The sequence below is a fragment of the Clostridium taeniosporum genome, from assembly GCF_001735765.2.
In the GTDB taxonomy this organism is placed as follows: Bacteria; Bacillota; Clostridia; order Clostridiales; family Clostridiaceae; genus Clostridium; species Clostridium taeniosporum.
In genome coordinates, this window is record NZ_CP017253.2 from 2,356,277 (window position 1) to 2,368,545 (window position 12,269).

Genomic DNA, 12,269 nt, shown 5'->3' on the forward strand with positions numbered 1-12,269 from the left:
TTAAAGCACAGCCGAATAAAAAAAGTTTAAGCTATAAAAACATTGCTTGTTTTATAGCTTAAACTATTTTTCAATATTTATATATTTTTTTCTTAGACACCTTCAAAAACTATCATACCATCTTCTTGTGCTATCAAACCTTTTTCTTCTAATTTTTTTAGTTCTATATCTAAATCAAATTTTTTATTCATTTTATCGTCTTTTTCATTCTCATATTTTGAAAAAATTTTCTTAAGTTCATAATAACTTATTTCTTTTGCCTCACTTATTTTATTAATTAATTTTAAAGAATAACTAGAATGTTTATTCATAATATCACTCCTTATTATAAATTTAGTATATAGTTTATGTAATTAAGTAAGGCTTAGTTAACATTTTCTTTTGTTGTTATATTATACTAAACAAGGTAATGAAATTATTACTATATTATTAATATTACTTACTATATGAATAAAATCATAAAAATTTATTGACATCATTTTATATATTTCATACAATTTTTACAAGGAAAATTTTTATTAGGAGATAAAATATGAGAATTTTAAAGGATTATTTTGTAACATTTTTTATTTTAGCGCTATTAATTATCACATTATTTTTTTGCATTAATTATTTTCCACAAGAATCTAATAATGTAGTACAAGCTCAGGATATAACCTCAAGTAAAACTCATGAGGCTTGTAATAATTTCAATATTAATGACGATAATTCTCATAACTCTACTACAGAAAAAAACAATGTAATTAAACCCACAAAACTTATTACTGGAACTAAAATAAGTGAAGATATATTAAAATCGACTTTAAATGACAAAGAAAAGTTACAAATATTAAATAATAATAAGTATAACCTTGAAGATAGAATTCTTTATTATCTAGGATATGATAAAGACAATGTTGGATTTATTTATTATGATTTAGATACAAATAAATATATTGAGCTTAATGAAAATAATACTTTTATTGCTGCAAGCACTTATAAAGTAAAACTAAATGTATTAACATATGAAAAAAATAAAGTAGACCCTGGATTACTTAATAAAAAATTAACTTATAAAGATAGTGATTATGAAGAGGGGACGGGAATATTACAAAATTTATGCAAAATTCCTCCCACTCCAGTTAGCGAATTATTAGATTTATCTATAATTAATTCAGATAATATTGCTACTAATATGGTAGGTTCATATTTAGGTGGCCATGATCAAGTTAGAAAAGAAATCAATGAAATGTTTAATATTTCAATCCCATATGATGAAAATATAACAACTCCAAAAGTAGAACTTAAAATATTAAAACATATTTATGATAATAGAGATGATATAAATTATTCACATTTAATTAATGCTTTAAAATCTACAGATTATCATAATAGGATAGATAAATATATACCACATAATTTAGTAGCTCATAAAGTAGGCTCTAGCAATGAGTACATACATGATATTGGAATAGTATTTTCGGACAATCCTTACATATTTATAATTTATACAAAAGGTATAGAAAATTCAGAAGAAAAAATGGCTCAAATTTCAGAAGCAATCTATAATTATCAAGTTAATGAACATAAAGAATAAAAAAATTATAGGGAAAAATTCTACTAAGGAATTTTTTCCTATAACTCTCCACTTTCTACTATCAATTAATATTTATTTTACATTCCTAACTCTATTAGCTTTCCGAATTAAAAAAATATTACCTTTTCTTATTCATATCTTAGAGCTTCAATCGGATCAAGTTTTGCAGCTTTATTTGCTGGATAATATCCAAAAAATACACCAATGCACATAGAAAATGTAAAACTAATTAATATTGTAGGAATAGATATTGATATTGGTGATTTTAAAACTAATGAAGTTATAACTCCCATTCCAACACCTAAAATTATACCTATTGTCCCACCTATTGCACATATTATAGCTGATTCTACTATAAACTGCATTTTTATATGAGAACTTTTTGCACCTAATGCCTTTCTAGTACCTATTTCTTTTGTTCTCTCTGTAACAGATACTAGCATTATATTCATTACTCCAATACCACCAACAAGTAATGATATTGCTGCTATTACCGAAATAGCCAAAGATACTTTTCCAAGAGCGGAAGTCATTTCTTTTAGCTCACTTTCCATGTTATGTACAGCAACTTGCCAGTTCTTATTATTTTTATATAATTTATTAAAATATTTAGTAAGATCAGCTGTTAGTTTCATTATATCAACATCAGATTTGGCTTTTATCGTAAAATACGTGTAATTTTTATCCTTGTCTGACTCTTTTGCAGTAGTTACTGGAATATATAGATCAGTTTGCATATCCTTTTCTGTACCTCTACTGCCACCATGAAAAGGTGGTAATTCAAATTTATACACTCCTATAACTATATAAGTCTGTATATCATCTCCCACATATACCTTAATCTCTTTTCCTAAGGGATTTATATTTTTTTTAAAAATATTATTTACAAATTTATCAGATACAACAGCAAGTTTTCTCTTACCTTTTACATCCTTATCATTTATAAATCTACCTTTTAATAGCTTTATATTTTTCGCATCTTTATATCCATCATTTACACCATTTATAGTTACATTTGCATATAAATATCCTTCTTTTGCTCTTCCTGATCCACCGTGTTGAGACAAACTTACTTGATCAATTTCTCCATTAAATCTTGTTTTGCATTCTTCTATTTGCTCCATAGAAAAACAATCTTCTTCTTTCATATTATCCCATGCATTTGGATCATAACTTATTCCATTTTTTTCATCCACTTTAGGGGAAATGTATACCTCTATATTTGTTGCCCCATTGCTAGCTAATGTACTTGTTAATGATGCAGTTAGTGCATTTCCAATGGATACTATTCCTATAACAGAAGATATTCCAATGATTATTCCAAGCATTGTAAGAACAGAACGCATTTTATTTGATTTAATTCCAGCTATGGCAAGCATTATATTTTCTTTTATAAACATAACTTTTCACCATCTGGAAATTTTTTAGAATAATTTTTATTATATTCATTTGATACTATCTTTCCATCCTTTAATGTTATAATTCTTTCAGTTTCTAATGCTAATTCATAATTATGAGTTATAAATACAATAGTTTTACCTTCTGTTTCATGTACTTTATGAAATAAATCCATAACTAATCTTCCTGTTTCTGAATCTAAAGCACCAGTAGGTTCATCAGCAAGTATTATACTAGGATCATTAACCAAAGCTCTAGCTATAGCTACTCTTTGTTTTTGACCACCTGAAAGCTCGCTTGGAAGATGATTAACTCTCTCTTCCATGCCAACAAGCTCTAAAAGTTTTTTTGCACGCTCTATTCTAGTTTTTTTATCTACTCCTGCATAAAGCATTGGTAACTCAACATTTTTTAATGCTGTGCTTCTTGGTATTAAATTAAAAGTTTGAAATACAAAACCTATTTTTTTATTACGTATTTCTGATAATCCATTATCCGATATATCATTTATATTTGTGTTATCTAATATATAATTTCCTGATGTGGGTCTATCAAGAGCACCTATTATATTCATCAAAGTACTTTTTCCAGATCCTGATGCTCCAACTATTGATACAAATTCACCTTTCTTAACACTTATATCAATATTCTTTAAAATATCTAATTGATTTTCAGTTCCTATATAAAAACTTTTCACAATATCATTCATTTCAATTATATTATCACTCAATACCTTCACCTCCACTTAATTCAACTATACTTCCAACAGTATAGTTACTTGGTTCTGAAAGTACTTTCAATCCTTCTTGTAAATCATCTCCATATATTTCAACATTAAAATCTGTTTCCATTCCCTTATTAACAGGTATTTCTTTAATTATATATTTATTATCTTCTTGTGGTTCTGCTACATATATATCAAGTCCATTTTCATCTTCAACTATACTTTCATGTGGTACTGCAAAAACATCATTCTTTTCATCTAAAATAATCTTTAATCTTGCTTTCATTCCACTCTTTATATTATCATTCTTATCATTAATTTTTACCTTGGCTTCAAAAACAACATCTCCATTATTTGATGGTGCATTACCATTAGATATAGCTGCTTCCTCAGTCTTAGCAGTAGGGTTTATTTCACTTATTTCTCCTGAAAATTCCAAATCATCTGTAGCATCTGTTTTTATAGTAGTTTTTTGACCAACTTTTACATTAGCAATATCTACTTCTTTAATTGATGCTTTTATAATTAAATTATTCAAATCTTCTATCTTAAATAACGTACCTGTACTTGCATTACCTACTAAAGCATTAACATTAGTTATTGTTCCATCTACTGGTGCTTTAATTGTACATTCTTCTACTTCTTTCTTTTTGTTTTCAAGAGCAATACGTTCACTTTTATTTTCATAAGCTATTTTGGCACTCTCATAACTATTTTTAGCATTTTTTAAATCTTCTTCTACTTTTAATTTTGCATTTTCTAATTCAACTACTGCTTTATCATAATCATCTTTAGCTTTCGTATAATCATTTTCTGACTTTCTAAATTCTTCATTAGATATTTCTCCATATCCTAAAATTGTCTTATTATATTCATATAATCTTTTTGCATCTTCCATAGCTATTGTTGCTGTTTTTAAGCTTGATTTAGCATTTATAAGGTCTGTATTTAAATTATTTTCATTTATGTAAACAGCATTATCATATGCTCTTTTTTTACTGTCAAGATCTAACTTATTATTAGCTTCAGAGGCACTTAAAGTTTGTTCTAATTGTTCTATTTCTTTTTCTAAATTTTCACTATCCAATATAGCTAAAACATCTCCTGCTTTAACAACGTCTCCAACCTTAACCTTAACTTCTTTAACTATATTATTTGAATTTGTATAAACATTTGTAGAATTTTCACTTTGTACTTCTCCTAAAACATTAACACTATTGACAATATTAATTTTATTAAGAACCAAACTCTCAGCTTGCATATTAGGAGCCTTTGTGAAAAACACCTTAGATACAATACCTAAAATTATTGCAACTACTATAATTATAGTAATTAATTTCTTCTTACTCATAGGTTTTTTAGAACTCTTTTTATTGGTAGTTTTCTTAGAACTCTTTACTTTTGAAATAATATTCTTAGGATTTAAATTTTTTATTTTATTCATAATTTATACCACTCCACTCTAATATCCATCTTTCATTTTCATGTAACTTAAATAATCCATATATAAATTGTTAACTTGTGATATAAAATCCTGATTTTTATTATTTAAATCTACATCCAATTGTTCTAATTGCTTTTTTGAAGCAAATCCATAATCATATTTTGTTTGCATAATTAGAGAATCATTTTCAGTTCTACTTAATTTATCATTATGGGCCTTTACTAAGTCTGTTGAGAAAATAAGATTATTATATTTTTTTTGAAACTCCATTTTTATCTTTTCTTCTTCTTGTTTTAATGAAATTTTATTATTTTTAATCTCATAATCACTTATTTTTGTATCATCTCTATCTGATTGATCTTCTGCTTTATCATTTTCTATATCTTTTATTTTTAAATCTATATTATTTAATAGCATTTCATCTAAATCTTCTCTAAAATTTATCTTTGAAATCTTATCAATATCAAAGCCTATATTAACATCAAATTTTATATTATTTTTATCTTTAATTCCTAAAGAAAATAATAAATCTTCTAATTGATTCTTTTCTTTAATTTCTAATTCATTTAATTCATTATTGAAATCTGTAATATCATCTATATTTTTTTCATATTCTTTTTTAGATATAAAACCATTTCCATACTTTAAATTATTTATTTCAATTTGTTTATTTTTGATTTTAGATTCTGCTTGTTTTAAATCTTTTTTTAATAAAGTATCTACATATTGTACATATTGTTTTTGTGTTGATTCAACTAATACTTTTAGTTCTTTTTCATATTTAATTCTAGATATCTGTAACTCATGTCTTAATTCTTTCTTTTCATATTTTAATGAATCTAATTCATCTTTTTTCTTTTTCAATTTATCTTTGTCCTTTTTTAGATGATCATTTGATTTAGATTCATTATTTTTCTCTTTACTATCTTTAGATTCAGGCTGTTCTTTATTATCTAAAGGTTTAGATTCTTCTTGTAATTTAATCTCATTTTCTAGTTTACGGATATCATCTTCTGTATCATCAATTTCATCTTCTTTATCTTCATACCTCTGTTCATCAGCTTTTAAATTATTTTTAATCATCTTATACTCTGGACTATATTCTATTATTATATCTTCTATATTACTCATAGAAAGTTTTATAGTATCTTTTGTTGCAGCTTGTACACTTGTCTGATTTATAAATAAAAACAATACAAGTAAAATTCCTGTTAATCGCTTCAAATTTATTCCCCCTAATATAATTTAAATTTATTATATAAGTTAATTTTAAAAACAAAAACTTATTTTTATACACAATTCAGTATATATTCAATGTATTAAATAAATCTTTAAATAAACCTTAAGATAATATTATTTTTTAGTTTTTATTGACTTTTTTAATATAGCAATGATATAAATTTAAAATAAAAAAAAGATGATTTCTATTTATACAGAAATCATCTTTATACTTTACTATATTTCTAATATGTATTTATGAATATTAATAAACACCTATAATATATCAATGCACTTTTAACACATATCAATTAAATAGACATTCTCTTTTTTATATTAATTCCTAAAAATATTCCTAAAAATATTTTTACTAAATCAAATATTATAAATGGTATTACTCCTATTTTTAATGCATTTAAAAATGTCCAGTTTAAAATTATTGATAATTGAAATGTACCTATAATATAACAAATCATAATTCCTAATATACTTGAAAAACCAATAATAAAATAATTTCTATCATACTTTTCTGAAAAATATCCAATAATTAATGCCATTAATACAAATGAAGTTATATATCCACCTGTAGGTCCTAAAATACATTGAATTCCACCTTTAAATCCTGCAAAAACAGGTAATCCTATTGCCCCTAATAATATATATATTATTTGTGATATAAATACTCTTTTATACCCAAGAATAACTGCTGACAACACAATTGCAAAAACCTGCATGGTAAATGGCACTTGAAAAAATGGTATTGAAATTTGAGCACATATAGCTGTAATAATAGCAAACATTGCACATACAATTTGATCTTTTAATATTAACTTACTAGATATAATTTTCTCCCCCTTAATAATTTCTTATATTATATAATTATCGCCTTTAAATTGTCAACTATATTTTTATTTTAAGTTTACAATATGAGTAAAAAATATATTTACATTAGTTTTATTTATCAAAAATGTATAATGATATAAATAATAAATTTCTACATAATTTTAAATTTATAAATTTCATAATCTCTTTATTGCTATAATTAAAAATAGACCTATAGGATCAATTCCCATATGTCTATTTTTAGTAAATAAATATTATTATAATATTTGATTTAGGTATAATTTAATTTTATTTCTAATGATAATATAATTAGTGATTGTATTATCCAAAATATCTATCTAATAATCCTTTAAATGCTCTTCCATGTCTAGCTTCATCTTTACACATTTCATGTACTGTGTCATGGATTGCATCTAAATTTAATTGTTTAGCTAATGTTGCTAAGTCTTTCTTTCCTTGACATGCTCCATGTTCTGCATCTACTCTTAATTGTAAGTTTTTCTTTGTATCTGCATTTACTACTTCACCTAATAATTCAGCGAATTTTGCTGCATGTTCTGCTTCTTCAAATGCTATTCTCTTATATGCTTCTGCCACTTCTGGGAAGCCTTCTCTATCTGCTTGTCTTGACATTGCAAGATACATTCCCACTTCTGTACATTCTCCAGTAAAGTTTGCTTGTAATCCTTCTACTATTCTTGGATCAACGTCTTTTCCTACTCCTATTACGTGTTCATCTGCAAATGCTAAGTCTCCACTTTGTTCTACGAATTTTTCTGCACCTACTCCACATACTGGACATTTTTCTGGAGCTGCTTCTCCTTCATATACATAACCACATACTGTACAAACAAATTTTTTCATAATTTAATTCCCCCTAATTTTTTAATTTATACACACTCTTATTTATTATTTAAATTTTTCTTTTGTCTTATCTTTTCTACAGATATTATTATATAATAATAATTATTACTTGTAAATAGTTTTTATAAAAAAATTTAATAAATTTTAACTAAAAGTTATTACACTTCTATAAATGAACAATAATACTTTAAATAATAAAACAACTAAATTTAATATAAATTTATTATAAAAACCTTAAATTTATACATTACCATATTATATCGTTGATATAATTATATATATCAACGATATAAAATAGGTATTGAACCACTTTATAATATATATTTTTAATAAAGTTCTGAGGTTAATGAGCAATTTTTAATGTATTATCCAAAATATCTATCTAATAATCCTTTAAATGCTCTTCCATGTCTAGCTTCATCTTTACACATTTCATGTACTGTGTCATGGATTGCATCTAAGTTTAATTGTTTAGCTAATGTTGCTAAGTCTTTCTTTCCTTGACATGCTCCATGTTCTGCATCTACTCTTAATTGTAAGTTTTTCTTTGTATCTGCATTTACTACTTCACCTAATAATTCAGCAAATTTTGCTGCATGTTCTGCTTCTTCAAATGCTATTCTCTTATATGCTTCTGCTACTTCTGGGAAGCCTTCTCTATCTGCTTGTCTTGACATTGCAAGATACATTCCCACTTCTGTACATTCTCCAGTAAAGTTTGCTTGTAATCCTTCTACTATTCTTGGATCAACGTCTTTTCCTACTCCTATTACGTGTTCATCTGCAAATGCTAAGTCTCCACTTTGTTCTACGAATTTTTCTGCACCTACTCCACATACTGGACATTTTTCTGGAGCTGCTTCTCCTTCATATACATAACCACATACTGTACAAACAAATTTTTTCATAATTTAATTCCTCCCTATTTTCTTTCAATTTTATATTCACACTCTTAATTACTATTTTTTATTTAAATTTTCTTTTGTTTTATCTTTTCTACAGTTATTATTATATAATAATAACTATTACTTGTAAATAGTTTTTATAAAATAATTTAATTTTTTATTTTTTAGGCATATAAAAATAAATGACAAGTCAAAGATGTGGCGTATATTATTTTTCTAACGATCACCATCAAATTACTTTTTAGGAAATAGTCCTTTTTGATATATGTATTTTTTTTACAATAATGATATAATACTCTTATACTAATTTATAAGGAGCATTTATTTGTTTGGTTATGTTACTCCATTAAAAAATGAATTAAAAGTAAAAGATTTCAATTTATTTAGAGCTTATTATTGTGGTCTTTGCCATGAAATAAAAAAGAATTTTGGTAATATACCTAGGATTACATTAAATTATGATATGACATTTCTTGCTATATTATTTGATTCATTAGATGATATAGATATAAAAATAAATGAAGTTAGATGTTTTTTTCATCCTATATATAAAAGAAATATTCTATTTAATGATAGTTCATTATCTTATGCTTCATTTATAAATACATCTTTAACATATTATAAATTAATAGATGATGCTCAAGATGATTTATCAGTAATAAGTAAACTAAAAGCTCTTTTTTTATTGCAATATAAAAGAAGATTTCCAAAATCAATAAATTCTATTAATTTAAAAATTAAGAACAATTTATATAAACTATATTCATTAGAAAGAAATAAAAATTTTCATTCAATAGATGAAATTTGTGATCCCTTTGCATCTTTAGTTGGATATATTTTTAAAGATTATCCTTATACTATAAAAAATGATTCTTTTGAATTAAGAGGTGTACTATACAGATTAGGATATTTTTTAGGTAAATGGATTTACCTTATAGACGCATTGGATGATTTAAATGAAGATATGAAAAAAAACAAATTTAATCCTATAAATTTCCTTTATAACAAAAATAATATTAATTACGATGAATTTTTAAAACTTATCAAACCTAAAATGGAATTTTTAATTTTAAGCTGTGCTTGTTCTTGTAAAGATAACTTATCTAAACTTACTTTATATAAAAATGAAGAACTTTTAAAAAACATATTAGAACTTGGATTGACTCATAAATATAATCTAATAATAAATAATTTATAAGTTAATGCTATCTTAAAATTTTACTTTAAGATAGCATTAACTACTTATTATTCTACTTTAAATACTTTTAAATTTTCATCCATTTCATTAGTAGAAAAACTTAAATCTTGTGCTGAAGTTGATACTTCTTCACTTGCTGAATTTAATTCTTGAGATGAAGCTGATATTTCTTCTGCTGTAGCTGATATTTCCTCTGAAATTGCTGATATATTTTCAACTCTGTATAATATATTATCTTTCTTTTCATTTATATTATTAAATGTTGTTGAAACTAAATCTATTTTTGGCATAACCACTTCAACACCTTCTGAAATTAAATTAAATGCTTGTATAGTTTTATCTACTACTTCATTTTGTTTTTTAATATCTTTGTTCATTAAATCAGTTTGTTCTACAATAACTCCAGTATTTTCTAAAATATTTTTTATAATATTATAGATATTGTTTGATGAATCTTTACTCATTTCTGCAAGCTTTCTTATCTCATCTGCTACTACAGCAAATCCCTTTCCAGATTCACCTGCTCTTGCTGCTTCTATTGCTGCATTTAAGGCTAAAAGATTAGTTTGTTCAGATATATTATTTATTAAATCCGTCATTTCATTAACTTGCTTTATATCTAATTTCATTTTTTCTAATGACTTACTAAAACCATCAAAATTATTATTAAGATCTTCTATTACTTTTGATAAATCTTTTAATTCATTATTACTACTTTCAGACCTTTTTCCCATATCATTAAATAAATCATTTAAAATATTTACTTCTTCGTTTACTCTAGTAATTTCTGTACCGAATTCATTCAGATCTGATGATATATCTGTTAAATCACTAGCTTGATTAGTAGTTCCTTCTGCAACATCATTTATAGCCGATACTATATTAGCAGTTAATGCTGACATTTCTTCCGAAATAGCTGCTAATCCAGTTGCTTGTCCGTCAATTTTATTAGAATTATTTTTAATATTAGATATTATTGACACTATAGAATTTAATGTCTTCATTAACGATGAACATACACTTCCTATTTCGCTTTTATCTTCTAAATATCTTTCGTCTACTTTTTTAGTAAAATCTCCTTGTCCAACATCTCCCATAATATCATTTATCATTACTACAGGTTTTGATATTTCTAATGATTTCCTCAAAATTACAATCATAAGTATTACTACTGTAATAACTGCTATAATTATCAATGAATAATTCATACCTTTTAATTCATTTAACAATTCATTTTTATCAATTGTAATCCCAATTGACCATCCTAAATCCCCTATTGGAGCATAGCCCACAAAAAAATCCTTTGAATTTTTTTCTACTTCTAAAACATCATTTCCACCTTTAATCATTAAATTAAATGCTTGTATTAATTCTTTATCTTCTTCCTTAGCAGAAGTAATAACATTATAAGCTGAATCCACTTTTTCTTGTTCTTTATTTGCAATATATGTACCTGAATTATCAATTAAAAAAGCTTCTCCACTTTGCAAAATCTTTATCTTATTAGTTATATTTGAAAAATCATTACCATCTCTAAGTGCTACTAATACTCCTATAACACTACCATCATCAGATTTTATTGGTGTTGATAATGCAACTATAACTTTATTATCTATTCTACTAATAAATGGCTTTGATATGTATGATTTACCTTTCATTGCTTCAATATAAAAATCCCTATCATTAATGTCCACTACTGAACCATCTGAGTAATTTATTATTCCATCACTTGAATAAGCTATTCCTATATTATTATGATTTTGTATTTCTTTATCTTTTTCTAAAATATCAATTTTATCTGCAAGAGGTCTATTTTTATCTGCAAATATTGGATTACTTGCCAATGCAGTAACACCAAGAAGTTTTTCATTTAAAACATTGTCAACATTTTCTCCTGCTATTCTGCTTGTCTCCTTTACTAATGACTTAGATGTACTAATAAGAGCCTTTTGTGAAAAATACATTGCTCCCCATAACAGTAAAATGCAAGCTAACAATGTTATTGGCATTAATGTATACGTCATCTTTTTTCTTATAGAATTAACTTTAAAACTATACTTCTTGATATTCATAATTAAAATTCCTCCATTGTATATAAT

General features: G+C 25.0%; 11 protein-coding genes. 2 read left to right on the forward strand and 9 right to left on the reverse strand.

Annotation, left to right across the window (positions count from 1 at the left end; translation table 11 throughout):
- Positions 1 to 92: 92 nt before the first annotated feature.
- Positions 93 to 311 carry a DEAD/DEAH box helicase gene (locus tag BGI42_RS10810; RefSeq protein WP_069680311.1) on the reverse strand — a complete coding sequence of 73 codons (219 nt, stop codon included), beginning with the start codon at positions 309 to 311 and terminating at the stop codon, positions 93 to 95.
- 221 nt (positions 312 to 532) lie between these two features.
- Here BGI42_RS10810 and BGI42_RS10815 point away from each other — a divergent pair, with 221 nt between their 5' ends.
- Complete coding sequence (locus BGI42_RS10815) at positions 533 to 1,576, forward strand: serine hydrolase (RefSeq protein WP_069680312.1); 1,044 nt, start codon at positions 533 to 535, stop codon at positions 1,574 to 1,576.
- 128 nt (positions 1,577 to 1,704) lie between these two features.
- Here the strand turns inward: BGI42_RS10815 and BGI42_RS10820 are convergent, their stop codons facing one another.
- From BGI42_RS10820 to BGI42_RS10850, 7 genes are all read right to left on the reverse strand, one after another.
- Positions 1,705 to 2,976: an ABC transporter permease gene (locus BGI42_RS10820; protein WP_069680313.1), complete on the reverse strand. Its 1,272-nt coding sequence runs from the start codon at positions 2,974 to 2,976 to the stop codon at positions 1,705 to 1,707.
- A complete protein-coding gene (locus BGI42_RS10825) occupies positions 2,967 to 3,704 on the reverse strand; it encodes an ABC transporter ATP-binding protein (protein ID WP_069680314.1) in 738 nt (245 codons plus the stop codon). Before BGI42_RS10825 ends, BGI42_RS10820 begins: the two co-directional genes overlap by 10 nt.
- Positions 3,697 to 5,142 carry an HlyD family secretion protein gene (locus BGI42_RS10830; protein ID WP_069680315.1) on the reverse strand — a complete coding sequence of 482 codons (1,446 nt, stop codon included), beginning with the start codon at positions 5,140 to 5,142 and terminating at the stop codon, positions 3,697 to 3,699. Before BGI42_RS10830 ends, BGI42_RS10825 begins: the two co-directional genes overlap by 8 nt.
- An 18-nt stretch (positions 5,143 to 5,160) precedes the next feature.
- Positions 5,161 to 6,366, reverse strand: coding sequence for a viral A-type inclusion protein (locus BGI42_RS10835; RefSeq protein ID WP_069680316.1), 1,206 nt, complete (start codon positions 6,364 to 6,366; stop codon positions 5,161 to 5,163).
- 305 nt (positions 6,367 to 6,671) lie between these two features.
- Complete coding sequence (locus tag BGI42_RS10840) at positions 6,672 to 7,160, reverse strand: biotin transporter BioY (RefSeq protein WP_069680317.1); 489 nt, start codon at positions 7,158 to 7,160, stop codon at positions 6,672 to 6,674.
- 364 nt (positions 7,161 to 7,524) lie between these two features.
- Positions 7,525 to 8,067, reverse strand: coding sequence for an NADH peroxidase (locus BGI42_RS10845; protein ID WP_069680318.1), 543 nt, complete (start codon positions 8,065 to 8,067; stop codon positions 7,525 to 7,527).
- 365 nt (positions 8,068 to 8,432) lie between these two features.
- Entirely contained in the window at positions 8,433 to 8,975 is a 543-nt protein-coding gene (locus BGI42_RS10850) for an NADH peroxidase (protein ID WP_069680318.1), read from the reverse strand.
- A gap of 322 nt (positions 8,976 to 9,297) precedes the next feature.
- On the opposite strand from BGI42_RS10850, the gene BGI42_RS10855 reads away from it, so the two are divergent.
- A complete protein-coding gene (locus BGI42_RS10855; RefSeq protein WP_069680319.1) occupies positions 9,298 to 10,170 on the forward strand; it encodes a DUF5685 family protein in 873 nt (290 codons plus the stop codon).
- 47 nt (positions 10,171 to 10,217) lie between these two features.
- Here BGI42_RS10855 and BGI42_RS10860 read toward each other — a convergent pair whose 3' ends face one another.
- The gene (locus BGI42_RS10860; protein WP_069680320.1) at positions 10,218 to 12,242 is read right to left on the reverse strand and encodes a methyl-accepting chemotaxis protein; all 2,025 of its coding nucleotides are present in this window, start codon (positions 12,240 to 12,242) and stop codon (positions 10,218 to 10,220) included.
- Between the last annotated feature and the right edge of the window lie 27 nt (positions 12,243 to 12,269).